The sequence below is a fragment of the Pseudomonas muyukensis genome (assembly GCF_019139535.1).
Lineage (GTDB): Bacteria > Pseudomonadota > Gammaproteobacteria > Pseudomonadales > Pseudomonadaceae > Aquipseudomonas > Aquipseudomonas muyukensis.
Window position 1 is genome coordinate 2,716,635 of the sequence record NZ_CP077073.1, and the last position, 24,161, is coordinate 2,740,795.

Sequence of the window (24,161 nt, forward strand, 5' to 3'; positions counted from 1 at the left end):
CGGTATTTCAGTGTGCGTGGCCATTGCCGGGCACGCCCCCACCGTGGCAGCGGGCTTGCCCGGCGATGGCGTCTTCAGCGCATATGCAAGATGATCGGGCTGCTACTGGCCGGGTCGGTATGCTCGCGCAACTTGCCCACCGCTTTGGCCTGCACCCCCGCGCCCTGGTTGCCCCAGCTCGCGCGGGCAAAACTCAGCACCTCGGCGATCTCCCGGTCCGACAACTGCTCACGGAACGCCGGCATGCGATAGGCATCCGGCACCCCGGCGGCAACCACGCGCTGCGAGCCATTGAGGGTGATGTTGATCGCCGAGGCGTCCTCCCTGGCCAGCATCGAAGTGGCCCCGGCCAGGGGCGGCATCCACTCGGCCTGGCCCTTGCCGTCCAGGCCATGGCAACTGGCGCAGCGGGTTGCGTAGGTATGCGCCCCCGGTGCCTGGCTGGTTGCGGCCTGCGCCTGGTAGTGCCACGGTGGGCCATCGCGCTGCGGGTCGCCGGGCAACGCCTTCAGGTAACGGGCGATGGCCGCCAGGTCGTCGTCGCTCATGAACTGCGTGGAGTTGTTGAACGCCTCGGTCATCGAGCCATACACCACCGCATGTCGGTTGCGCCCGGTCTTGAGGAACTGCACGATCTCCGGTTCGCTCCAGCGCCCCAGGCCGGTGTTGTGGTCCTGGCGCAGGCTCGGCGCGTACCAACCGTCGAGCAACGCACCGGCGAGGAACGGCGCGCCACCATCGTCCAGGGCCTTCTCGTTGAAGGCCAGGCCGCGCGGGGTGTGGCAACTGCCGCAGTGGCCCGGGCCCTGGACGATGTAGGCGCCGCGATTCCACAGCGCATCCTGCCCAGGCTGCTGCGCGTAGGGCGCGGTCGGCGCGAACAGGCCGTTCCACAGGGCGATGGGCCAGCGCAGGTTCAGCGGCCAGGGAATGTCGCTGGGGATATTGGCCTCGGCCGCCGGTTGCACGCCCTTCATGAAGAACGCATAAAGCGCCCGCACGTCGTCGTCGCTGAGCTTGGCGTAGGACGGGTAGGGCATGGCCGGGTACAACCGGCGCCCGCCGGGGGCCACGCCCTGGCGCACGGCGCGGTCGAAGTCGGCCAGGCTGTAGGCACCGATGCCGTGGTCGCGGTCCGGGGTGATGTTGGTGGCATGGATCGCCCCCAGCGGCGTGGCCATCTCCAGGCCGCCGGCGAAGGGCGTCTTGCCGGGTAGGCTGTGGCAGGCCACGCAGTCGCTGAGCCGGGCGACGTATTCGCCGCGGCTGACCAGGCTCGCTTCGGCGCTGTCCTGGGCGGTAAAGGGCGAGGCGGGCTCGCGGGTGACGTACCAGGCAAGCAGGCCAGCCGCCACCAGGCACGGCACGGCCAACCAGCCAGCGGTTCGTGCGAATCGGCTGTTGTTCATGGGCAGTCCTTGTCGGGTCAGCTGAAGGTATGGCGGCTCAAGGGCATGCTGCGCACGCGCTGGCCGGTCAAGCGCGCCACGGCATTGGCCACCGCAGGCGCCACCGCCGGCAGCGGCGGCTCGCCGATACCGCCCATCTTCGCCCCGCTCTGGACGATGCGCACATGCACCCGGGCCATGCGCGCGGGCGGCAGGATCGGATACAGGTCGTAGTTGCGCGCCCTGGGCTGGCCGTTCAGCCACACCGCCTCTTCCAGCAGCACCTGGGACAGGCCCAGGGACACCGCGCCGTTGACCTGCGCCTCGATGATCGCCGGGTTGACGATGCTGCCCGGGTCGATGGCCTGCCAGATGTCGTGCACTTTCACCTGGCCGCCCTCCAGCGACACCTCGGCGATCACCGCCGCTTCCGAGCCGAACGGCGAGGCCATGGCCACGCCTCGGGCGCGCTGGCTACCGTCCTCGGCGGTGAACGGGCCACGCTTCCAGCCACCGGACAACTCGGCCACCGCCTGCAGCAGGGTGGTCAGGCGCGGGTTGCCCTGCAACAGGTGCAGGCGCAGCTCGAAGGGGTCATGGCCGCCCTTGTCGGCCAGTTCGTCAAGGAACGACTCGTAGAAGAAATCGTTCAGCGAGTTGCCCACCGAACGCCAGTAGCCCTGCATGGCCGGGGTCTTCACGTAGATCTGCGCGATGCGCTTGTTGGCGATGGCGTAGGCCTTGCCCGACAGCCCTTCGAGGGCGGTGGGGTCGAGCTTCTCGCCCTGTTGGCCGGCGATGGACTCGGTCGGGCCTTCGGTGGCGCTGATGGCCTCGATGGCCACCGGCAGGCCCTTGTCATCCAGCCCGGCGCGGAACTTGGCCACGGCCATGGGCCGCATGGCATCGCGCAGGAACTCTTCCTCGCGGCTCCAGATCAGCTTCACCGGACGGCCCACGGCCTTGGCCAGGGCGATGGCCTGCGGGTAGGGGCTGGCCGCGTCGTACAGGAAGTGCCGGCCAAAGAAACCGCCCAGCAGTGGCGAGTGCAGGGTGATGCGTTCGGCGGCAAGGCCGGTGCGTTTGGCGATGTCGTCGCGGAACATGTCCTGGGCCTGGTTGGGCAGCCACACCTCGAGGCTGCCGTCGGGGTTGAAGCGCGCGATGGCCGACGGCGGCTCCAGCTGGGCATGGTTGAGGAACTGGTTGTGGTAGGTGGCCTCGACGGTGGTCTTGGCGCTGGCCAGCGCGGCGGCGACATCGCCCTGGTTTTCATCGTCGCGGGCCGGGCCGGTCTGGCTGGCCAGGTGCTCGCGCCAGCCATCGCTGGAAAAGTCCGCCGGCATTGGCCGCACCTTGCTGTCGGCCGCGGGTTCTTTCCAGTCCACCTGCAAGGCCTCCACCGCGCGCTTGGCGTTGAACCAGCGCTCGGCGACCACCGCCACCGCGCCGGGTAGCGGGTGTACCGAATGCACGCCCTTCATGGCCTTGACCTGCTCCTCGTTGCGCAGCTGGCCGACCGTCATGCCCAGGCGCGGCGCATGCTGCACGGCGGCGTGGAGCATGCCGTCGACCTTGACGTCGATGCTGTACACGGCCTTGCCGGTGGATTTGTCATAGGCGTCCAGGCGTGGCACTGGCTTGCCGATCCAGCGGAACTGGCCGGGGTCGCGCAAGGTGACGCTGGCCGGGTCCGGCACTGGCAGGTCCATGGCCGTGCCGGCCAACTCGCCATAGCCGATCGAGCGGCCCGAGGCGGCATGCACCACCTTGCCCGGCTCGGTGCTCAGCTCGCCCACCGCCACGCCCAGGTGCTGGGCGCCGGCCTGCAGCAGCATGGCCCGGGCCAGGGCACCGAGGCGGCGCATGGTCGGGTAGCTCATGCGCACCGACATGCTGCCGCCGGTGATGCGCAGGCCGTTTTCCATCACCACGTAGGCTTCGCCCGCGGGGGCGCTTTCGACCAAAAAGCGTGCCGGTTCGAGGTCCAGCTCCTCGCCGACGATCTGCGCCATGGCAGTGTTGACCCCTTGCCCGCCCTCCATGAACGGGCTGAGCAGGCGCACGCTGCCGTCCGGGCGGATCTCCAGGAAGGCCGGCACCTGGGTGCCACGCTCGGTGGTGGCGGCGGCCTGCACCCGCGGTACGCCCACGGGCAGGCCGAAGCCGAGCACCAGCGCGCCGATGCTGGTGCCGACCAGGAAGCGTCGACGCGACAGGTTGACGGTTTCGCCTGCTGGCAGCTTCAGCAGGTCTTCGGGGGTGTCGATGCGCGTTGCCATCAGGCGTTACCCCCTTCGGCGAGGTCGTGCAGGGCGGCATGGATGGCGTTGTAGGTGCCGCAGCGGCACAGGTTGACCATCGCCGCGTCGATCTGCTCGGCACTGGGCTTGGCGCTGTGCTTGAGCAGCGCGGTGGCGGCCATCACCTGGCCGGACTGGCAATAGCCGCACTGCGCTACCTGGTGCTCGACCCAGGCGGCGACCACGCGCTTGCCCACCGCGTCATCCTCGATGGCCTCGATGGTGGTCACCTCGCGGCCGACCACCCCGGCCACCGGGGTGACGCAGGCACGCACCAGGTTGCCGTCCACCAGCACCGAACAGGCGCCGCACTGGGCCAGGCCACAGCCGTACTTGGTACCGGTCAGGCCAAGGTCGTCGCGGATCACCCAGAGCAAGGGTGTGTCGGCGTCGGCCTCGACCTGGTAAGTCTTCTGGTTGATGCGTAGTTCCATCGGGCTCACCTGCTGCAGTCACGGTTGTGGGGTGGGGAATACACTGTTCCCCAATCCACAAACGCTAGCACAGGCCAACCCGTGCGGAACCGGTACACCCCGCAGGTTCAGAGGATCAGGCAAGCAATCCGGCGGAATGCGCAACGCCGCGCATCAGTCGATGCGCGGGTGCTGTTGGGCCAGGGTCTTGCGCTTGGCTTCGAGCTCGGCGATCTGCGCGTCGATGTCCTCGATCTTCTGCTCGATGTTGTCGTGGTGCTCCTGCAGCAGCTCGCGGGCCTCGTCGATGTCCGAGGCGGCCGGGGCGGCGCCGCGCAGCGGCTGGTTGGCGGTTTCCTTCATGGTCAGGCCGGTGAGCAGGCCGATCACCGCGATGACCATCAGGTAGTAGGCCGGCATGTACAGGTTGTCGGTGGTCTCCACCAGCCAGGCGGCGATGGTCGGGGTGAGGCCGGCGATCAGCACCGAGATGTTGAAGGCGCTGGCCAGGGCGCTGTAGCGGATATGGGTGGGGAACATCGCCGGCAGCGTCGAGGCCATCACGCCGATGAAGAAGTTCAGCAGCACGGCGAGCATCAGCAGGCCGGCGAAGATCACCGCCAGCTTGCCGCTGGTGATCAGCATGAACGCCGGGATGGCCAGCAGGAACAGGCCAACGCTGCCGATGATGATGAAGGGCTTGCGCCCCCACTTGTCGCTGAGCAGGCCGATCATTGGCTGCACGAAGAGCATGCCGACCATGATCGCGATGATGATCAGCACGCCGTGGTCCTCGCTGTAGTGCAGGTTGTGCGAGAGGTAGCTGGGCATGTAGGTGAGCAGCATGTAGTAGGTGACGTTGGTGGCGATCACCACGCCGATGCAGGTCAGCAGGCTGCGCCAGTGCTTGGTCGCCACCTCCTTGAACGAGACTTTCGGGCCGCTGGCCAGGCCTTCGCGGTCGCCTTGCTCGAGCTTGTCGACGTGCTGCTGGAAGGCCGGGGTTTCCTCCAGCGCATGGCGCAGGTACAAGCCGATCAGGCCCAGGGGCAGGGCGAGGAAGAACGGCAGGCGCCAGCCCCATTCGAGGAACTGCGCCTCGCCCAGGATCGTCGAGATCAGCACCACCACCCCGGCGCCGAGGACGAAGCCGGCAATCGAGCCGAAGTCCAGCCAGCTGCCGAGAAAGCCGCGCTTGCGGTCCGGGGCGTACTCGGCGACGAAGATCGAGGCGCCGGTATATTCGCCGCCCACCGAGAAGCCCTGGGCCATCTTGGCCAGCAACAGCAGGATCGGCGCCCAGATGCCGATGCTGGCGTAGGAGGGGATCAGGCCGATGGCGAAGGTGCTCAGGGACATGATCACGATGGTCGCGGCCAGCACCTTCTGGCGCCCGTAGCGATCGCCCAGGGCACCGAAGAACAGCCCGCCCAGCGGGCGGATCAGGAAGGGCACGGAGAAGGTGGCCAGGGCGGCGATCATCTGTACCCCGGGGCTGGCGTTGGGGAAGAACACCTTGCCCAGGGCATAGGCGACGAAGCCGTAGACGCCGAAGTCGAACCACTCCATGGCATTGCCCAGGGCGGCGGCGGTGATGGCCTTGCGCATCTTGGCGTCGTCGACGATGGTGATGTCCTTCAGGCCGATGGGCTTGACGGGTTTCTTGCGTGATTTCATGGGCCATTGTCCTTAGGTGGCGGGCGGCCTGGCCATGGTTTGGCCAGCGCTTCTAAGGGATCAGATGCAAGGGTGCGCTAAATAATTCCGTACCAGGTGATTTTGCGTGGCGCAGCCGCTCTCATCCACCGCGTTGCCTGGTTCGCCAGCAAGGCTGGCTTACGGGCGGGCAGGTCGCGGGCGGCGTAGGAGCCGGCTTGCCGGTGAACACCGGCAAAGCCGGTGCCATCCACCGTGGCGCCTGGTTCGCCAGCAAGGCTGGCTCCTACGGGCGGGCAGGTCGCGGGCGGCGTAGGAGCCGGCTTGCCGGCGAACACCGGCAGAGCCGGTGCCATCCACCGTGGCGCCTGGTTCGCCAGCAAGCTGGCTCCTACGGGCGGGCAGGTCGCGGGCGGTGTAGGAGCCGGCTTGCCGGCGAACACCGGCAAAGCCGGTGCCATCCACCGTGGCGCCTGGTTCGCCAGCAAGGCTGGCTCCTACGGGCGGGCAGGTCGCGGGCGGTGTAGGAGCCGGCTTGCCGGCGAACACCGGCAAAGCCGGTGCCATCCACCGTGGCGCCTGGTTCGCCAGCAAGGCTGGCTCCTACGGGCGGGCAGGTCGCGGGCGGCGTAGGAGCCGGCTTGCCGGCGAACACCGGCAGAGCCGGTGCCATCCACCGTGGCGCCTGGTTCGCCAGCAAGCTGGCTCCTCCGGGCGGGCAGGTCGCGGGCGGCGTAGGAGCCGGCTTGCCGGCGAACACCGGCAAAGCCGGTGCCATCCACCGTGGCGCCTGGTTCGCCAGCAAGGCTGGCTCCTACGGGCGGGCAGGTCGCGGGCGGCGTAGGAGCCAGCTTGCCGGCGAACACCGGCAAAGCCGGTGCCATCCACCGTGGCGCCTGGTTCGCCAGCAAGGCTGGCTCCTACGGGTGTTGCAGGCCGTAATCGGCGTAGGCGCCGGCTTGCCGGCGAACACTGGCGCAGCCGGTGCCATCCAGCGAGGTTACAGGTTGCGTGACATCAGCCAATGCTGCTCGCCCCAGGCCTGGAACTGCTCCAGGGCGACCCAGCCACGTTTGGCGTAAAAGGCGTTCTGGTCGTGGGTATGCAGGAACAACCTGGCGATGCCGGCATCGCGGGCATGCGCGCAGATGCCTTCGACCAACCGTTCGGCCAACCCTTGGCCCCTGGCCTGCGGGGTGACGAACACACAGGCCAGCCACGGGCCTAGCTCCGGCCGCTGTGGCAGGTCGTCAAGCGCCAGGGCGGCGCTGCCCAGCAACTGCTCACCCTCAAGGGCGATCAGGCATTTGCATTGGCCATTGCGCTGGTCTGCGGCAAAGGTGCGTTGCCAGTCGGCCAGGGGCAGGTCGGCAAACTCGTAATGGAATTGTTGATGCAGCCACCGCGCGAGGGTGTCGCAGTGATCCATGTGCTGGTCCAGCCACTCAAGGCGCGGCATGCGCAGGTCCTTATGGGAAAATGTGCGGGCGTATCATGGCGCACCAGCGCCGGTTCACGAAAGAGCAGGGCAGGTCCGGCAGGCGCTCGAAAAAGCAGGTCCGCAACCGCTTTGGTCCGGGTACTATCCAGTTTCCATCACTTGCCGAGCCTGAACATGGACACTCACTCGCTTCTCGCTTTCACCCTGGTCGCCGCGATCGCCATAGCCAGCCCAGGGCCCGCCACCCTGATGGCCATCAACAACAGCCTGGCCCATGGCCAGCGCAGCGCGGTATGGTCGTCGCTGGGCAATGCCAGTGGGCTGTTCTGCCTGTCGGCCGCCGCCATGCTGGGGTTGGGCGCCTTGTTGGCCAGTTCGGAAATGCTGTTCAACGCGGTCAAGGTGGTTGGTGCCGGCTACCTGTTCTACCTGGGCGTACGGCAACTGCTGAAGAAGAGCCCGATGCTGGCGGACGGGGCCGAGGGCGGCGATGGGGCGCGTCGGCCGACACCATTGAAACTCTACAGGTCGGCCTTCGTTACCGCGGTCACCAACCCCAAGGCGACCCTGTTCTTCACCGCGCTGTTCCCGCAGTTCATCGACCAGGGCGCGGCGCTGCTGCCGCAGTTTCTGTTGCTTACCGGGATCTTCATCCTGCTGTCGCTGACCTCGCTGAGCCTGTATGCCGCCCTGGCCGCGCGGGCCAAGGGCGTGCTGACCCGGCCGTCGTTGTCGCGTTGGGTGAGTCGGGTGGTGGGGACCACGTTCATTGGCTTTGGTGCGGCGATCCTGGCGATGCGTCGGCAAGGGGCTTAGTTGGGGTTAGGGGGGCGGGTGTTCGTCACGACAGATGTAGCGTCTATCAGATCGAGCGCCGCGCGGGCGGCGCTCGATCGCCCAGGCGCTACCTCTGTTGCGGCGAACCCTTCCCAGGCGCTGCACCGCTCACAACGCCTCCCCAGAGCCCTCACTCAACGATATTGCATTAAAGGTCTCAAGTCTGTCGAATTATGACTTGGACGGTCTTGGTTGCGCGGCCTAGCATGGCCGTCATTGGAGCCGACAGACGACTCCCCAACCAGGAAATCACCATGAACCTCAAGTCCCTGATCGCCAACCCGCTGGGCCACGGTGCCGCACCGTTGGGCAATATGTTCCGCAACGTTCCCGAGGCCGAAGTCCAGGCCACCATCGACGCCGCCTGGGCCAACGGTGTGCGCTACTACGACACCGCCCCGTTCTACGGCGCCGGTCTTTCCGAAACCCGCCTGGGCAACGCCCTGGTCGGCCGCCCACGTGACCAATACGTGCTCAGCACCAAGGTCGGGCGGATCATCCTCGACGAACTGGAAGACCCAGCCGCCCGTGAACTGGGCGAGAAAAGCGGCCTGTTCGAACACGGCAACCGCAACCGCATCGTCAACGACTACAGCGCCGACGCCACCCTGCGCTCGATCGAAGACAGCCTGCGCCGCCTGAAGACCGACCGCCTGGACATCGTCTGGATCCACGACATCGCCCAGGACTTCTACGGCGACGAATGGCTGACCCAGTTCGAGATCGCCCGCACCGGCGCTTTCCGTGTGCTCTCCCGCCTGCGTGAAGAAGGCGTGATCAAGGCTTGGGGCCTGGGTGTGAACCGTGTCGAACCGATCGAACTGACCCTCGATTTGGACGAGCCAAAGCCCGATGGCTTCCTGCTGGCCGGCCGCTACTCGCTGCTCGACCACGACCGTGCCCTGCAGCGCGTGATGCCGCAGGCGGTTGAACAGGGTGCCGGCATCGTCGTCGGTGGCCCGTACAGCTCTGGCGTCACCGCCGGTGGCGAGCACTTCGAGTACCAGAAGGCCAGCCCGGCCGTGCTGGCCAAGCTCGAGCGCATTCGCGCCGTGGCCCGTGCCCATGATGTCGACGTCAAGGCCGCTGCTCTGCAGTTCGCCCTGGCCCACCCGGCCGTGGTTTCGGTGATCCCGGGCTCGACCCGCCCAGAACACGCCAATGAAGACCTGGCGGCCCTGAGCAAGGTGATCCCGATGGCGTTCTGGAACGACCTGCGCCAGCAAGGGCTGATCAACGCCCTGGCACCTGTGCCGACTGTCTGAACCGACTCGGCAGGGCCCGCGCGGCCCTGCCCTCGACGAATCAATGGGGCCGCGCCCCGAGGAGCATCACCATGGCTACCGCACAAGCCTTTATCGACACCCCCGTCGACGCCGACCGCGTCTGGCAACTGATTGGCGGCTTCGACGCCTTGCCCGACTGGCTGCCGTTCATTCCTGAAAGCGCCCTGAGCCAAGGCGGCCGCGTACGCACCCTCAAAAGCGTTGACGGCGACACCATCATCGAGCGCTTGCTGGACTTCAACGAAGCCCGTCGCAGCTACAGCTACACCATCCTCACTGGCCCGGCCCCGGTACGCGACTACCAGTCGACCCTGTGCGTGGTCGCCCAGGGCAGCGGTGCCCGCGTGCAATGGTCCGGTTCGTTCGTGCCGCAAGGCATCAGCGACGCCGAAGCGACCGCGCTGTTCGCCGGTATCTACGAAGATGGCCTGGCGGCACTCAAGCAACAGCTCGAAGCTTGATCTAGCCGGCACTTCCTCGCACGGGGCCAGCCCGCTGCCACAGGCAATTCCTGTGGCAGCGGGCTGGCCCCGTGCTGCGTTGGAAAGTTGGATTAGCGAATCATTCCTAAATATGCGCCTGGCCACTTCGTGTTTAACAGCAGGCCCCCGGCATTGCGACTAAAGTCGGCTTGGATTGTTCGACAATCGGAATATTGTCTAGTTGAGCGTCGATTCCAACCGATTGAAGTGGTTGGCCTTTTCACAAATTAAAGTTCACCGGGAGCCGCACTGCGAAGGCACTAAAGTTTCACTAGGCGCAAGCCGATAATCACCAGTAACTGCACTGCAAAGTTCAACTTTCGCCGTGCCTTTATTTGGCTATAGGTGTTGTATGTGGTACCGGTCTGCTCCTGCTCGTCGCTTCTCACTGTCCGTCGCACTGTCGTGCTTGTGCGTCGGCGTCACCCAGGCGGATACCCCAGGCCAGGAAGTGCTGCGTCAACAGCAACAGCAGCAACAGGACCTGCAACAACTGCAACTCGAACAGCGCCGCCGGCAGCTGGAGCGGGGCGCCTTCTCCACGCCAGGCACGCCCTCGGCGCCGGCGCCAAGCATCGCCCCGGACAGCCATTGCTGGCCGTTGGCCGGGGTTCGCCTCGGTGGCGTCACGCTGATCGACCGCGCCCGTCTCGAGGCCCGTATCCAGCCGCTGCTGGCGCCCTGCATGGGCGTCGGCCAGATCAACCACCTGCTGGCGACCATCACCGCGGTGTACCTGGAACAGGGGTATGTCGCCAGCCGGCCGTACCTGAACCGCGCCCCGGCCGCCGGCCAGTCGCTGGATATCCTGGTCGACGAAGGCTACGTCGAGGCCATCGAGCTGGCCGATCAGCAACTGCCGGTGTCGTTGGCCGGCGCCTTCCCCGGCATGCTCGGCGAGCCGTTGAACCTGCGTGACCTGGAGCAGGGCCTGGACCAGCTCAACCGCCTGCGCTCGGTCGACCTCGGCGCCGATATCGCCCCCGGCAGCCAGCCGGGCGCCTCGCGGATCATCCTGCGCCCGCGCAGCGCCGGGCAGCCGCGGGTGGCCCTGGGCCTGGGCCTGGACAACCTCGGCAGCGCCAGTACCGGGCGTGATCGGCGGGTGCTGAGCCTGAGCCTGGACAACCCGTTGGCGCTCAACGACCTGCTCAGCCTCAGCGCCAGCGACACCCTCAACCAGGGCGAGCGCTACAGCCGCAACGCCAGCCTGTACTACGCGATCCCCTACGGTTACTGGACCTTCAGCCTGTTCGCCAGCCACGCCGAATACAGCGCGCCGGTCAAGCTCAGCAGCCTGACCTTGCACAGCCGCGGCATCACCGACCAGCTCAGCCTGCGCGGCGAGCGTGTGCTCTGGCGCGACCAGCGTCATCAGCTGAGCGCCAACCTGCAACTGGCGCACAAGGATGTCGACAGCGAGTTCGCCAAGGTGCGCCTGGACGTGCAAAGCCCGACCCTCACCGTGGCCGAGGCCGGGCTCAACCTGTTCTGGCTCGACCGCGCGGTATGGAACTTCGACCTCAACTATGCCCAGGGCCTGCGTGGGTTCGGCGCTGACGACGACGCCCAGCGGGTGGTCGCCAACTTGCCCAAGGCGCAGTTCCACAAGTACCGCGCGGGCCTAAGCCAGTGGCGCAACGGCCAATTCGGCGACCAGGCCTGGCAGTGGCAGAGCCAGCTCAACGCGCAGTACAGCCCCGATCCTTTGCCGGCCATCGAGCAGTTGCTCGGGACCGACGACTCCGCTGTGCGCGGCTACCGGGTAAGCAGTATTTCCGGGGCCAGCGGAGCGGTCTGGCGCAACACCCTGCGCTTGCCGCAACGCCCCGCCGGCCCCTTGAGCATCACCCCGCGGCTGGGGCTGGACCACGGTTGGATCAAGGCCGACCACGGCGCCCCGGTGCAGCACCTCAGCGCTGCCAGCCTCGGCGTCAACCTGGGCTGGAAAGGCCTGCAGCTGGATTTCGACTACCAGCGCAGCCTGACCACCCCCAGTGGCAATCACCGCGAACCGGAAGTCTGGCTGTTCAGGGCCGGCCTGCAGATTTGAGCGGGGCAAACCTATGTGCACTGGCTACATGGGCAACAACTATGGAGAGTGACCTATGACGATGAAACCCTTTGCCTTCAAGCTGTCCCCCCAGGGCCGGCTGCGTTGGGCGATTGCCAGCCTGTTCCTCACGGCCAGCCTGCCACAGGCCCTGGCCGCCGGCGTGGTGGTGGCGCCTGGCCCCGGTGGCACCGCGCAACTGCAAACCCAGGGCGGCGTGCCGATCGTCAACATCGTCGCGCCCAACGGCGCGGGGCTGTCGCACAACCAGTTCCTCGACTACAACGTCGACCGCCAGGGCCTGGTGCTGAACAACGCCTTGCAGGCCGGCAATTCGCAGCTGGCCGGGCAACTGGCGGCCAACCCGCAGTTCAATGGCCAGGCGGCCAGCGTGATTCTCAACGAGGTGGTCAGCCGCAACCCGTCGGCCATCAACGGCGCCCAGGAAATCTTCGGCCGCGCCGCCGACTATGTGCTGGCCAACCCCAACGGCATCTCGGTCAACGGCGCCAGCTTCATCAACACACCCAACGCCAGCCTGGTGGTGGGCCGCCCCGAGCTGAACGACGGCAAGTTACAGGCCCTGGGCACCACGGATGCCAACGGGCAGTTGCAGGTGCAGGGCGCCGGCCTGCGCAACGACGGCGGCTCGGTCAACCTGATCGCCCCGCGCATCGACAGCCAGGGCCGTCTCGATGCCCGTGACCAGCTCAACCTGACCGTCGGCCGCCAGCAGGTCGACTATGCCAGTGGCCAGGTCACCGCGGTGGACCCGACCGCGGCCAGCAGCGAGCGGCGCATCGACGCCAGCCTGTTCGGCGCCATGCAGGCCGGGCGCATCAATATCGTCAGCACTGCCGAAGGTGCGGGCGTGCGGGTAGGCCCGGCACAGCTCAGTGGGCGTGACGGGGTGAGCATCCAGTCCGCCGGTGACCTCGATGTGCGCGGCGAGGCCGTGGCCGATAGCCTGCAAGCCAACCGCGCCGGTATCCACAGCAGCCAGGGCGATGTCGGGCTGCGCAGCGCCCACGACCTGAGCCTGGCCGCAGCCGACGTGAACGGCCGCGACGTCAAGCTCGACGCCGGGCGCAACCTCACCCTGAACACGGTCCAGAGCCGCAAGCTCCAGGAAAAACGCGAGAACTGGCGCAGTGGCGCGCTGGGCATCGACTGGGAAACCTACCAGCGCGCCTACACCGACAGCGACACCCGTGAGCACGGCACCCAGGTGGTGGCCCAGCGCGATGCACGGTTGAGCGCGGGGCAGGACGCCCAGCTCACCGCCGCCCGGGTCGAGGCCGCAGGCCACCTTGGCATCGACAGCGGCGCCGACCTGCGCCTGGCCGCGGCCACCGAGCAGCATGTCGAGACCGACCAGGGCAAGCACACCAAGGGCTTCTGGAAGGCCGACTGGGACAAGCGCAACGAAGAGCAGCGCAGCGTCACCAGCCAGCTCAAGGGCGGCGATATCGCCCTCAAGGCCAAGGGCACCGTGGCCACCGAAGGTGCCCAGCTGAGCAGCGGCCAGGACATCCGCATCGCCGCCAAGCAGGTGCAGATCGGCACCGCTTCGCGCACCAATGCGAGCAACAGCCACGACCAGCAGAGCAAGTTCTTCGGCGTCAGCCACAACGAAGCCAGCCAGGGCAAGCGCGAGAGCACCGCGGTGCGTAGCGAGCTGGTGGCCGGCGGCACCCTGGGCCTGAGCAGCGGCGAGAATATCGATGTGGTCGGTGCCACGGTCAAGGCCGGCGGTGCGTTGAATGCCGAGGCCGGCGGCGACGTGAAACTCAGCGCCGCCGAGGATACCCGCGAGCACAGCGCCAGCGGCAACAGCCGCGGCTTCGTCGCCTCGGCCAAGGAAACCGCGCCGGGTGCCGGGCAGTACCGTGCCGGCATCGCCTATGTCAGCGAGAAACACAGCAGCAGTGGCACCGAGGTCAACCAGCACGGCGCCCACCTCAGCGGCAGCGCGGTGCAGGTCAGTGCCGGCAACGAGCTGGCGGTCAAGGGCTCGACGGTCCAGTCCAGCGCCGGCGACACCACCCTGAGCGGCAAGCAGGTGTCGCTGCTGGCCGGGCAGGATCAGCGCAGCGAAAACGCCGACAGCAGCCGTATCGCGGGCGGCGTCTACCTCACCGCCGGCCTTGATCGCGCCGGTGGCGGTGTCGATTTCTCCCACGCCAGCAGCCAGGACAGCAGCAGTGCCAGCACGGCCAATACCAGCAGCGTGCACAGCAGCGGCACGCTCACCGTCAACGCCGGCAACCTGCTGAGCGAAGGCGCGCAGGTCAGCAGTGGCAAGGGCCTGAGCGTGACCGCCGACAGCGTCGACAACCGTGCGGCCAGCGACAGCAAGGCCAGCAGCCACCAGCACAGCAGCTGGACGGCGGATGTCGGCGTCAACGCCGAGTACAAGGAGATCGCCCGGCCCATCGCCGGCGTGGTCAGCGATGTGGTGAACGGCAAGGTCTCGGTCAAGGACGCGCTCGACGGCAAGCTGCCGGTCAAGGAAGTGCGCGACGTGCTGCAAGGCAAGACCTCGGTGACCGCGGCGCTGTCGCAGATCGGCTCGGCGAATGTCGGTGTCGACGTGGCGGTGGGCCACGCCAGCCAGGCCAGCAGCGAGCAGTCGAGCAAGGCGGTGGTCGGCACACTCGCAGGGCAGAACATCGAGCTGAACGTCGCCGGCACGCTGCGCGACCAGGGCACCCAGTACCAGGCCAGCACCGGCGCGCTGACGATCAAGGCCGACAGCGTGCAGGCCGAGGCCGCCCGCGATACCCACGCCAGCAGCAGCCAGCAGGTCACGGCCAATGTCAGCGGCCGGGTCTACACCAAGACCGGCTCGGATGTGAACGTGACCGCCGCCGGTTCCGGCAGCAACGAGCACGCCAGCCGCGACAGTTCCACCGCGGTGGTGGCGAGCTATGGCGCCAGCCAGGGCGTGAACATCCAGGCCGCGGGCAACGCCAGCTTCGAAGGCAGTCGCCTCGACGGTGGCCAAGCTGGCGTGACCCTGGGCAGCGGCGCTGACCTGGCGTTGAACCAGGCCAGCAACCAGGTGCGCAGCGACAGCACCCGCGTGGGCGGTGGCGCCTCGCTGGCGGTCAGCAGCCTGCCGACCGGCACTACCGACCTGGGCGGCAGCGTCCAGTTCGAGCATGGCGCCCAGCACAGCGACGAGCGCACGGCCCAGGTGGCGAGCATCAACGGCAATGGCCCGGTGCGCCTGAACAGTGCCGGCAACCAGACCGTGCAAGGCGCCCGCGTCGAAGTGAGTGGCCCGGTCGAACTCAAGGCCGGCGGCAAGCTCGACCTGCAGGCCGCCAGCGACAGCCGCAGCGTGACCGGTCACCAGGTCGATCTTGGCTTGAACCTGGGCGGCAAGTCGGTCAGCGGCGAGCAGGGCAGCACCCTGAGCGGCAACCTGGGCGGCCACATCAAGGCCGGCCAGACGCGCGAGTCGGCCAACACCCTCAGCGGCGGCCAGCTGGCCTCACGCGATTCGGTCAGCCTCGAGGGCGCTTCGCTGCATGCCCAGGGCACCCAGATCGCCGGGCCGCAGGTCAAGCTGACCGCGGGCGCGGGCGGCGTGCTGCTGGAGTCGGCGCAATCTACCCAGGGCCGTGGCAACTGGGGTGTCGAGCTCAATGCCGGTGGCAACCTCAGCCGCGAGACGCCTGCCGGCGCCGAGCAGCCGGGCAAGCCGGTCTACGGCTTCGAGCTGGGGGCCAAGGGGCAGGTCGATTACCTGCAAGCCAGCACCCAGCAGAACAGCCGGGTCAGTGCCGGGCAGGTGGCGTTGAACAGTGCCGCAACCACGCAGCTCAGCGGCGCGCGGGTCGAAGGCCAGCTCAGCGGCCAGCGCCAGGGCGGCGTCAGCGTCGAGGAGCGCCAGGACACCAGCACCTCGGCCCGTCTCGACCTGGGCCTGGGCCTGACCGGCAAGCCGGGTGAGGCCAAGGACGGCGAGCAACCCACCGGGCTCGACTACAAGCCGGCCTTCGACGCCCAGGGCGAGTTCCTGCGCAAGGCCAGCGTGAAGGAGGCCTCGGGGCTGGTTGACGGGCAGGGCGCCCTGGTGACCGGGGCCAGCGTCAAGCCGGTCAACTACGAGGTCAAGGCCACCCTCGACCAGCCGAAGGTGTCGGAGCTGACGCTGCCGAGTGTGTCGCTGGAGGAGGGCAAGGTGAAGGTCGGGCCATTGACCGTCGAAGGCCATATCGATAGCTGATGCCTGTGCCGCGCCTACAGGGATGCGCGTTCCCTGTAGGCGCGCACCTTGTGCCGCGCAAGGTGCGCAGGGTATCCCTGCCGTCTTGCTGCAGTGGTTGAAATCAAGGCACCGCCGAAAACACCGACCCGGTCAGCCGCTCGCTCAACAGCTCCAGCGCCCGCAACCCCGCCAGCGAATTGCCCGAGGCATTCAACGCCGGCGACCACACGCAGATGCTGTAGCGCCCCGGCACTACCGCGACGATCCCGCCGCCCACGCCGCTCTTGCCCGGCAAGCCTACCCGGTAGGCAAAGTTCCCCGCTTCGTCGTACAGCCCGCTGGTGGCCATGATCGCGTTCACCTGTTGCGCCTGGCGCGGGCTCAATACCTGCTCGCCGCTGTGCGGGCAATAGCCGCTGTTGGCCAGGAAGGCAAAGCCGCGGGCCACGTCCACGCAGCTCATCGACAGCGCGCAGTGGTGGAAGTAGCTGCGCAGTACCGTGTCGACATCGTTGTCGAAATTGCCGAACGCCTGCATCAGGTAGGCCATGGCCGCGTTGCGCGCGCGGTGCTGGTACTCCGACTCGGCCACCAGCGCATCGCTGACGATGCGCGGGTTGGCCGCCAGGCGGCGGACGAAGTCGCGCATCGACAGCGACGGGGTGGCATAGCGCGACTGGTTGATATCGCAGATCACCAGGGCGCCGGCGTTGATGAACGGGTTGCGTGGGCGACCCTTTTCCACCTCCAGCTGCACCAGCGAGTTGAACGCCTGGCCGGAAGGCTCGTAGCCCAGGCGCGACCAGATGGCCTCGCCGCTGTGGTTGATCGCCTGCACCAGGCTGAACACCTTGGAGATGCTCTGGATCGAGAACGGCGTGCGCGCGTCGCCCGCGCAGTGCATCTGGCCGTCCAGGCTTTGCACGGCAATGCCCAGTTGGTTGGGGTCGACCTGGGCCAGGGCGGGAATGTATTGCGCCACCTGGCCCTGGTTGAGCAGGGGGCGGACGTGGTCGAGGATCTCTTGCAGTAGGGCGTGCATAGGCACCTGAAAATGCGTGGGTTGCGGAGCGCTTGTGGCTCAGACGGCGGCCGAGGCGCGTTCGGCACACAATGGCCCGGCGCACCGCGGCACGCGTCGCTGGTTTCGTGGGGGCGGGCTGGCCCCGCGATTGCTGGACCGGCCGCGACCTCGTCGGTGGTGGCCGGGTGGAAGGCGTAGGGCAGGGGCTAGCCGGTCTGGGCGTCGACGCTGCTGAGCCGCACCTCGCCCTGGCCGCTGGGTTGGCCGGCGATATGGTTCAGGTGATGTTCGATGGGCATTTCGTCTCCTGCAAGGCGGTGGCGGCCGACCCGATGGCGGTCGGCGTGGATCGACTGTAGAGCGGGTGAGGGAGGCACCGGCTGCGCCGGTGTTCGCCGGCAAGGCCGGCTCCTACACTGTTTGCGAGCAGCCTGGCCGGTAGGAGCCGGCCTTGCTGGGGAAGCAGGCAACGCGATGGAGGCACCGGCTGTGCCGGTGTTCGCCGGCAAGGCCGGCTCCTACACTGTTTGCGACCAGCCGGGCCCGTAGGAGCCAGCCTTGCTGGCGAAGCAGGCGACGCGGTGCAAGACACCGGCAAGCCGGCTACCGGCTTTGGTGTAACTGCTGCGTGCAACCATCGGCGCGCGTTAGCTGTCACAATCGCCTGGTCTGACTTATCCGGAGACCCCCATGCTGCGTGTATTCGAACGCTGGCTCGACCCTTTCCCGCCCGACGAGGCACCGCCACCGCCCATGGGCCTGGCCCGGTTCATGTGGGCCTGCACCCGCGGCGCGCGCGGTTATATCCTCGCTTTCGCCGTGCTCAGCGCCGCGGTGTCGCTTTACGAGGCCTGGCTGTTCGCCTTCCTCGGCCAGGTCGTGGACCTGCTTGCCCACTGGCAGGCCGGCAGCGCCGTGAGCGCCGAGGAAACCCGCGTGTTGTGGGGCGCCGGGGTGGTGCTGGTGGCCAGCGTCGGGCTGGTGGCGGCGCGCACCGCGGTGCAGCACCAGGTGCTGGCGATCAACCTACCGTTGCGCCTGCGCTGGGACTTCCACCGGCTGATGCTGCGCCAGAGCCTGTCGTTCTTCTCCGACGAGTTTTCCGGGCGGGTCACCACCAAGGTGATGCAGACCGCGCTGGCGGTGCGCGAGGTGCTGTTCACCCTGATCGAGATCCTGCCGGGCATCGGTGTGTATTTCGTGGCGATCATCGCCCTGGCCGGCGGCTTCGCCCTCAAGCTGATGCTGCCGTTCCTGGCCTGGATCGGCCTGTTCGGCCTGGCCATGCTGTATTTCGTGCCGCGCCTGGGCCAGGTCGGCCAGGAGCAGGCCCACGCGCGCTCGTCGATGACCGGGCGGGTCTCGGACGCCTACACCAACATCACCACGGTCAAGCTGTTCAGCCACGGCAAGCGCGAGGCGCACTTCGCCCGGGCAGCCATGGAAGACTTCAAGCACACCGGTTTTCGCCAGATGCGCCTGGTCAGCCAGTTCGAGATCGTCAACCAGGCGCTGGTGGTCGGCCTGATCCTCGGTGCCGGTGGTTATGCGCTGTGGCTGTGGCACCAGGGCGAGGTCGGCGCCGGCGCGGTGGCGGCGATCACCGCCATGGCCCTGCGCATCAATGGCATGTCGCACTGGATCATGTGGCAGATGACGTCGTTGTTCGAAAGCATCGGCACCGTGCAGGACGGCATGGCGACCCTGACCCGCACGCCCAAGGTGCTGGATGCTGCCGATGCCAAGGTGCTGGAACCCCGTGGCGGGGCGGTGAGCTTCGACAACGTGTGCTTCAACTACAACGGTGAGCGCCAGGTGCTCGATGGCCTGAGCCTGACGATCCGTCCGGGCGAGAAGATCGGCCTGGTGGGCCGCTCCGGTGCCGGCAAGTCGACGCTGATCAACCTGCTGCTGCGCTTCTATGATGTCGACAGCGGCCAGATCCGCATCGACGGCCAGGACATCGCCCACGTCACCCAGGACAGCCTGCGTGGCGCCATTGGCATGGTCACCCAGGACACCTCGCTGCTGCATCGCTCGATCCGCGACAACATCGCCTACGGCCGGCCCGATGCGAGCGAGGCGCAGATCCACCGCGCCGCCGCCAGCGCCCAGGCCGATGGTTTCATCAGCCAGCTGAGCGACCGCCAGGGACACAGCGGCTACGACACCCTGGTGGGCGAGCGCGGCATCAAGTTATCTGGCGGCCAGCGCCAGCGCATCGCCATTGCCCGGGTGATGCTCAAGAACGCGCCGATTTTGCTGCTCGACGAAGCCACCAGCGCGCTGGATTCGGAAGTCGAGGTGGCGATCCAGGAAAGCCTCGATGAAATGATGACGGGCAAGACGGTGATCGCCATTGCCCACCGGCTGTCTACCATCGCCGCCATGGACCGCCTGATCGTCATGGACGAGGGGCGCATCATCGAGCAGGGCACCCATGCGCAGTTGCTGGCCAGAAATGGCACCTATGCGCGGTTGTGGCAGCACCAGAGCGGTGGGTTTCTGGGTGAGGACCGGGGTGTGGAGGAGGCCGTGGAATAGACGCTTCAGCAGGAGCGGCCCCGGCCAATCAATGCCGGCGCTCGAGCCCATGGGCGCCGCATCCGTTGTGGCGAACACCTGGTCAAACAGGCGTTTCCCCAACACCCACACATGAGGACGGCTCGAGCGCAAGCTGCGCTTGAATCCACTCGATGAACGCACGCACCGGCGCACGCTTGAGGTGCTCCTCGCGGGTCACCAGGTAATAAGCGAAGCGCGATGGCCAGGGGCGCTCCAGCGCGACGACCAGCCGGCCACTGCGCAGGTCCTCGGCCGCCAGCTGTGCCTGCACCAGGGCGATGCCCTGGCCACTGGCGGCCGCGCGCAGCAACAGCAGGTCTTCGTCAAAACTCGGTCCTCGACGGCTACGGCTGTCCGGCTCGACACCATGGGCCTGCAGCCACAGTGTCCAGTCGGCACGCTCGGCCTCCTGCAGCAGTGGATAACCCAGGCAGTCCTGCGGTTCGTCCAGTGCCGGCCCGCCGGCAAGCAGGTCAGGGCTGGCGACCGGTAGCAGCACGGGTGCCAGCAGGGGGATCGACGCCAGCCCCGGGTAATCGCCCAGGCCGTGGCGCAGCGCGATATCGACAGGGTCGCGGTGCAGGTCGGCCAGCGCGGCCGTGGACTGCACGTGGACGTCGATCTGCGGATGCCGCGCAGTGAAATCAGCCAGGCGTGGCACCAGCCAGCTGGAGGCGAACGATGGCTGGGTGCTGATGGTCAAGGTAGAGGATCGGGTCAGCAGTTGCAGGTCGAGCAGGGCGCTTTCGATCTGGCCGAACCCGCGTGACAGCCCCGGATAGAGGCTGGCGCCAGCCTCGGTGAGCTGCACGCCATAACGGCTTCGGGTCAGCAGAACGACCTCCAGGCGCTCTTCCAGCAGGCGGATCTGTTGACTGATGGCACCTGGGCTGACCCCCATGCGTTCGGCGGCGGCCTTCAGGCTGCCCAGGCGAGTGGTTTCGCAGAAGGCACGCAACGCGAGTAACGGCAAGACTGCACCCATGAAATTCCAACCTTAGAAAAACTGATTTGAATACGAGAATTGATCGTTAGTAAGCCCAGAGAATGGTGCATAGCATAGCGATCAGGCAAAAAATCAAATCAGTTTTACTGAGGTGAATAGCATGCAAGAACCTGCGCTCGTGCTGTACAGCGACAGTTCCCCCAATGGTTTCAAGATCACCATTGCCCTCGAAGTACTCGGCCTGCCGTATCGGCTGGTCCACGTCGATATCGACCGGGGCGAACATCGCCAGGCCGATTTCCTGGCCCTCAACCCCGCAGGCCGCATCCCGGTGTTGGTGGACCACAGCGCCGGGGTGGTGCTGTTCGAGTCCGCCGCGATCCTCTTGTACCTGGCGCAGCGCAGCGGCCAACTGCTGGAGCAGGCGGCTCAACCACGCTGGGCGACGATCACCTGGCTCATGTACCACAGCGCCAGCGTGGGGCCGGTGCTCGGTCAGCGCGTGCACTTCGAGTGCTTCGAGGCCATCGCTAATCCGGCGGCGCAAAAGCGCTACCGCAGCCTCAGCGAAGACGCCTTCGGCGTGCTCGATCAGCACCTCGCCAGCCATTTGTGGCTGGCAGGCGAAGCCTATTCGATTGCCGACATCGCCCACTTCGCCTGGTTGCACATCGCCCAGATCGTGGGCTTCGATTTCACTGCTTACCGCCACCTGACTCGCTGGTATCGACAAGTCCAGATGCGCCCTGCCGTGCAACGCGGCATCCGCCTTCCCGCCCCAGCCACCGGCCCCTGAACCTGAGCAAGGAATGCCCATGAACCTCATCAGCAGCAAAGGCGCCAGCGCCGATGCGTTCGCCCTGCACCCCGGTTACCGTCGCATGTTCGCCCCTGGTCAACTGACCCTTGGCATCTTCCTGCCGCTGCGTTTCTATGCCGGCGACATGGGTGTGCTCCGCGGGCAGGCGCAGTTGGTTGGCGAGATCGACCGCCTGGGCTTCGCCGCCGCCTGGGTACGGGACGTGCCGTTGTATGACCCGGCATTCGGCGATGCCGGCCAGGTGTTCGATCCGTTCACCTACCTGGGCTATCTGGCGGCCCATACTCGCCATATCAGCCTCGCGACCGGCAGCGCGATCTTCACCCTGCGCCACCCCATCGACCTGGCCAAGTCCGCTGCCAGCCTGGATTGCCTGTCGGGCGGACGCCTGGTGCTGGGCATCGCCTCGGGCGACCGCCCGGTGGAGTTCCCGGCCTATGGCCTGGCCCATGACAGTCGCGGGGAGCGCTTCGCGCAGAGCGTGGAGTACTTCCGCCGGCTGCTGGACGGCCATCCTGCACCTATCCATTCGGCGCTGGGGCGGATCGATGGCGCGCGGCTACTGCCCAAGCCCGTCACGGGGCGCATACCGTTGCTGGTAACCGGTTCGTCGCGCCAGTCCTTGCCGTGGCTTGGCGAGCAAGCCGATGGCTGGATCACCTACCCGCAAGCCACCCACAACATCCTTGGTCCTCGTCGCCTGGCCGAGAAAATAAGTGCCTGGCGCGCGCTCATTCCTGGTGGGGGCTTTCGCCCGCATGTCACCAATGAGTGGATCGATCTGCACGCAGACCCGAACTTCCCGCGTACCGCGCAACAGGGTGGCTATGTGTTACGCACCGGTCGCAACGGCCTGATCGATCTGCTGCATGAGTGGCGTGATGCCGGGGTCAATCATGCGGCACTGGGCATGCAGATGGCGCAGCGCCCGGCGCTGGAAATCATCCAGGAGATGGCCGAGGAGGTGCTGCCGCTGTTTCCTGCGCTGCCCGGGCCAGCACCTCATGCCCAGGCCTGGTAGGCAGGGTGGCGCGTGCTTCAGTTGGGCTGGATCTGCCGATAGAAGTCATTGAGCTCGGCGACCCGGGCTGCGTTCAGCTGCAGGCGGCAGGTGCTGTACATCGGTGTGCCGATGGACAGGCCCTGGCTGTCGCACCAGGCATCGCGGTACTGCAGCCAGGCCTTCTGCGCGGCCTCAAGCCCCTGGGCATGTTCAGGGCCTTGTTCGGCGAGTAACCGATAGGCTTGCTGGTAAATGGCTCTATCGAAACCACCCCATGGAGTTCGTGTCGAATCGCCTTGGCCGTTCGCAGCGCAATCGCTGCCGGCTGGTTGTCCACGGTGTCGTCCAGATAGTCTTCTGCCGCCAGCAACGCCCCATCCGCGGTGTGCCTCACTTCCATGACAGGGCTGGAGATGAGACTGCGCACCAGGTCGGGTTGAGCCTTGGAGCGGATCAGAATGGCAGGTGACGCCGCGATTGGCAGTGCTATGCCCAGGCTGTCGGTCAGCTGGGTGATGTCCGTGCCGGCTGCAATCACGACACTGTCCATCGCACCGCCAAGCCCGGCAACTCGGCTTCGAGTTGCCGGTACGCCTCGATGGCCGCGCCGCGCAGGGGGGCGATGGGGTCGGCTTTGGCGGCGGCGGTATTGATCCAGGCGAACGAGCGGCCCGTCGCGCCTGACGCGAACCGTCGGCGTCGACCACGGTGACCTTCGCGCCTGTGCGCGCCAGGTGATAGGCCATTGATGCGCCGATGATGCCGGCACCCATGACAACGATCCGTTTGCCTTGAGCTGTTGCCATATCAACCTCCCTGCTGTCCTTCGCGCAAGGCCGTTTATGCGTAAACGTCCGAGCAAGATACCGGCGCCTTGCTGAAGGGGCTAGCGTTTACTGAAGGCGAGACGAGCAGCAAAAAGAATATTTCCCATCACGCCCTTCAGGAACCCGTCATGGCTTGGCTGCCGCTTGGACAGGCGACAATGATTTACGCGCAGGTAAAAGCATATTCAGCCCGAGCCAGGCTAGATAGGCGCTACCGTAGTATTTCAAGACGTTGAACGCCCCCTCTGATACGGCAATCAGTGCGCCTGAAGCGGCCTGTTAAAAGGCGCATCTCCAGCTGGAGTGGGTTGGCCGTAACTCACCTACCCTTGAAGTAGCTCAGCGCCGCGTTTGATTACACGGTCGATATACTGAGGGTCGCCATGGATGCGTGTTAGGAGAATCGCACCTTCCATGTCTGCCACCAGCTGTTGGCCTAGGACCAAGGCCTCGTTTGCCTCGCTCTGGTACGCGAAGAGATGAGCAAACGCTTTGGCCCACTCATCAAAAAAAGACCGTACAGGCTCAAGCAATTCTGGTTTGCCGTAGCTGGCATCGAGACCCACCACTGCCATCAGGCAGCCTACCGTGTCGCTTTGAAACAGCCGAGCTGTTTTACGGCCCATCTTCTCCAGACGCTCGGCGGGGGTCAGGTCGTCCTGGTACGCAATAGCGAAAAGCCTCGAGGACATGCCCTCGTGCGTCCATTTCAGTACCTCACGCAGCAATCCGTCCTTGCTTGGGAAGTGGTGATAGAACGACGCCTTCGTTAGGCCGCACGCAACAGACAGCATGTCCATGGTTGTGCCGTGGTAGCCATGTCGCTTGAAAACAAGCGCACAGCGCTGCAACAGCTCTTCACGACTGATCTTCGATGGACGCACAGCCAAACCCCAAT

17 protein-coding genes and 2 pseudogenes are annotated in these 24,161 nt (G+C 66.7%); 8 read left to right on the forward strand and 11 right to left on the reverse strand.

Annotation, left to right across the window (positions count from 1 at the left end):
- Positions 1–74 precede the first annotated feature (74 nt).
- From KSS95_RS12155 to KSS95_RS12175, 5 genes are all read right to left on the reverse strand, one after another.
- On the reverse strand, positions 75–1,409 hold the full coding sequence (locus KSS95_RS12155) for a c-type cytochrome (protein ID WP_217853869.1): 1,335 nt from the start codon (positions 1,407–1,409) through the stop codon (positions 75–77).
- Positions 1,410–1,426: 17 nt separating this feature from the next.
- A complete protein-coding gene (locus KSS95_RS12160; protein ID WP_217853870.1) occupies positions 1,427–3,670 on the reverse strand; it encodes a xanthine dehydrogenase family protein molybdopterin-binding subunit in 2,244 nt (747 codons plus the stop codon).
- On the reverse strand, positions 3,670–4,125 hold the full coding sequence (locus KSS95_RS12165) for a (2Fe-2S)-binding protein (RefSeq protein ID WP_217853871.1): 456 nt from the start codon (positions 4,123–4,125) through the stop codon (positions 3,670–3,672). Before KSS95_RS12165 ends, KSS95_RS12160 begins: the two co-directional genes overlap by 1 nt.
- Positions 4,126–4,278: 153 nt before the next feature.
- Positions 4,279–5,781, reverse strand: a complete 1,503-nt coding sequence (gene proP / locus KSS95_RS12170) for a glycine betaine/L-proline transporter ProP (RefSeq protein WP_217853872.1) — start codon at positions 5,779–5,781, stop codon at positions 4,279–4,281.
- Between the two features lie 979 nt (positions 5,782–6,760).
- Positions 6,761–7,219, reverse strand: a complete 459-nt coding sequence (locus KSS95_RS12175; protein WP_217853873.1) for a GNAT family N-acetyltransferase — start codon at positions 7,217–7,219, stop codon at positions 6,761–6,763.
- A gap of 156 nt (positions 7,220–7,375) precedes the next feature.
- Between KSS95_RS12175 and KSS95_RS12180 the strand changes: the two genes are divergently transcribed.
- From KSS95_RS12180 to KSS95_RS12200, 5 genes are all read left to right on the forward strand, one after another.
- A complete protein-coding gene (locus tag KSS95_RS12180) occupies positions 7,376–8,017 on the forward strand; it encodes a LysE family translocator (RefSeq protein ID WP_217853874.1) in 642 nt (213 codons plus the stop codon).
- A 275-nt stretch (positions 8,018–8,292) separates the two neighbouring features.
- On the forward strand, positions 8,293–9,303 hold the full coding sequence (locus KSS95_RS12185) for an aldo/keto reductase (protein ID WP_217853875.1): 1,011 nt from the start codon (positions 8,293–8,295) through the stop codon (positions 9,301–9,303).
- A gap of 71 nt (positions 9,304–9,374) precedes the next feature.
- Entirely contained in the window at positions 9,375–9,785 is a 411-nt protein-coding gene (locus KSS95_RS12190; protein WP_217853876.1) for an SRPBCC family protein, read from the forward strand.
- A gap of 373 nt (positions 9,786–10,158) precedes the next feature.
- Positions 10,159–11,859 (forward strand): ShlB/FhaC/HecB family hemolysin secretion/activation protein, encoded by a 1,701-nt coding sequence (locus KSS95_RS12195; protein WP_217853877.1) that lies wholly within the window; start codon positions 10,159–10,161, stop codon positions 11,857–11,859.
- 55 nt (positions 11,860–11,914) lie between these two features.
- The gene (locus KSS95_RS12200; protein ID WP_217853878.1) at positions 11,915–16,096 is read left to right on the forward strand and encodes a hemagglutinin repeat-containing protein; all 4,182 of its coding nucleotides are present in this window, start codon (positions 11,915–11,917) and stop codon (positions 16,094–16,096) included.
- Positions 16,097–16,199: 103 nt separating this feature from the next.
- Here KSS95_RS12200 and glsB read toward each other — a convergent pair whose 3' ends face one another.
- Positions 16,200–17,120 (reverse strand): glutaminase B, encoded by a 921-nt coding sequence (glsB, locus tag KSS95_RS12205; protein WP_217853879.1) that lies wholly within the window; start codon positions 17,118–17,120, stop codon positions 16,200–16,202.
- Between the two features lie 672 nt (positions 17,121–17,792).
- Between glsB and KSS95_RS12210 the strand changes: the two genes are divergently transcribed.
- Entirely contained in the window at positions 17,793–19,646 is a 1,854-nt protein-coding gene (locus KSS95_RS12210; protein WP_217853880.1) for an ABC transporter ATP-binding protein, read from the forward strand.
- An 82-nt stretch (positions 19,647–19,728) separates the two neighbouring features.
- Here the strand turns inward: KSS95_RS12210 and KSS95_RS12215 are convergent, their stop codons facing one another.
- Positions 19,729–20,652: a LysR substrate-binding domain-containing protein gene (locus tag KSS95_RS12215; protein WP_217853881.1), complete on the reverse strand. Its 924-nt coding sequence runs from the start codon at positions 20,650–20,652 to the stop codon at positions 19,729–19,731.
- A 121-nt stretch (positions 20,653–20,773) separates the two neighbouring features.
- Here KSS95_RS12215 and KSS95_RS12220 point away from each other — a divergent pair, with 121 nt between their 5' ends.
- Positions 20,774–21,409 carry a glutathione S-transferase family protein gene (locus KSS95_RS12220; RefSeq protein ID WP_217853882.1) on the forward strand — a complete coding sequence of 212 codons (636 nt, stop codon included), beginning with the start codon at positions 20,774–20,776 and terminating at the stop codon, positions 21,407–21,409.
- 19 nt (positions 21,410–21,428) lie between these two features.
- Positions 21,429–22,454 carry an LLM class oxidoreductase gene (locus KSS95_RS12225; RefSeq protein ID WP_217853883.1) on the forward strand — a complete coding sequence of 342 codons (1,026 nt, stop codon included), beginning with the start codon at positions 21,429–21,431 and terminating at the stop codon, positions 22,452–22,454.
- Positions 22,455–22,471: 17 nt separating this feature from the next.
- Here the strand turns inward: KSS95_RS12225 and KSS95_RS24695 are convergent, their stop codons facing one another.
- The 4 genes and pseudogenes from KSS95_RS24695 to KSS95_RS12235 form a co-directional block, all read right to left on the reverse strand.
- A complete protein-coding gene (locus KSS95_RS24695; RefSeq protein ID WP_225935587.1) occupies positions 22,472–22,690 on the reverse strand; it encodes a lysozyme inhibitor LprI family protein in 219 nt (72 codons plus the stop codon).
- A pseudogene (locus tag KSS95_RS12230) lies at positions 22,657–23,242 on the reverse strand (NAD(P)/FAD-dependent oxidoreductase); the annotation flags it as partial. The pseudogene KSS95_RS12230 and the gene KSS95_RS24695, both read right to left, overlap by 34 nt.
- A gap of 113 nt (positions 23,243–23,355) precedes the next feature.
- Positions 23,356–23,530 (reverse strand): annotated as a pseudogene (locus KSS95_RS24580) (LysE family translocator); the annotation flags it as partial.
- A 56-nt stretch (positions 23,531–23,586) separates the two neighbouring features.
- Positions 23,587–24,147 carry a TetR/AcrR family transcriptional regulator gene (locus KSS95_RS12235; RefSeq protein ID WP_217853972.1) on the reverse strand — a complete coding sequence of 187 codons (561 nt, stop codon included), beginning with the start codon at positions 24,145–24,147 and terminating at the stop codon, positions 23,587–23,589.
- Positions 24,148–24,161: the final 14 nt, after the last annotated feature.

Coding starts and splice junctions, on each gene's coding strand:
- KSS95_RS12155 (WP_217853869.1), bottom strand. CDS start 1,409: ATGAACAACAGCCGATTCGCACGAACCGCTGGCTGGTTGGCCGTGCCG.
- KSS95_RS12160 (WP_217853870.1), bottom strand. CDS start 3,670: ATGGCAACGCGCATCGACACCCCCGAAGACCTGCTGAAGCTGCCAGCA.
- KSS95_RS12165 (WP_217853871.1), bottom strand. CDS start 4,125: ATGGAACTACGCATCAACCAGAAGACTTACCAGGTCGAGGCCGACGCC.
- proP (WP_217853872.1), bottom strand. CDS start 5,781: ATGAAATCACGCAAGAAACCCGTCAAGCCCATCGGCCTGAAGGACATC.
- KSS95_RS12175 (WP_217853873.1), bottom strand. CDS start 7,219: ATGCCGCGCCTTGAGTGGCTGGACCAGCACATGGATCACTGCGACACC.
- KSS95_RS12180 (WP_217853874.1), top strand. CDS start 7,376: ATGGACACTCACTCGCTTCTCGCTTTCACCCTGGTCGCCGCGATCGCC.
- KSS95_RS12185 (WP_217853875.1), top strand. CDS start 8,293: ATGAACCTCAAGTCCCTGATCGCCAACCCGCTGGGCCACGGTGCCGCA.
- KSS95_RS12190 (WP_217853876.1), top strand. CDS start 9,375: ATGGCTACCGCACAAGCCTTTATCGACACCCCCGTCGACGCCGACCGC.
- KSS95_RS12195 (WP_217853877.1), top strand. CDS start 10,159: ATGTGGTACCGGTCTGCTCCTGCTCGTCGCTTCTCACTGTCCGTCGCA.
- KSS95_RS12200 (WP_217853878.1), top strand. CDS start 11,915: ATGACGATGAAACCCTTTGCCTTCAAGCTGTCCCCCCAGGGCCGGCTG.
- glsB (WP_217853879.1), bottom strand. CDS start 17,120: ATGCACGCCCTACTGCAAGAGATCCTCGACCACGTCCGCCCCCTGCTC.
- KSS95_RS12210 (WP_217853880.1), top strand. CDS start 17,793: ATGCTGCGTGTATTCGAACGCTGGCTCGACCCTTTCCCGCCCGACGAG.
- KSS95_RS12215 (WP_217853881.1), bottom strand. CDS start 20,652: ATGGGTGCAGTCTTGCCGTTACTCGCGTTGCGTGCCTTCTGCGAAACC.
- KSS95_RS12220 (WP_217853882.1), top strand. CDS start 20,774: ATGCAAGAACCTGCGCTCGTGCTGTACAGCGACAGTTCCCCCAATGGT.
- KSS95_RS12225 (WP_217853883.1), top strand. CDS start 21,429: ATGAACCTCATCAGCAGCAAAGGCGCCAGCGCCGATGCGTTCGCCCTG.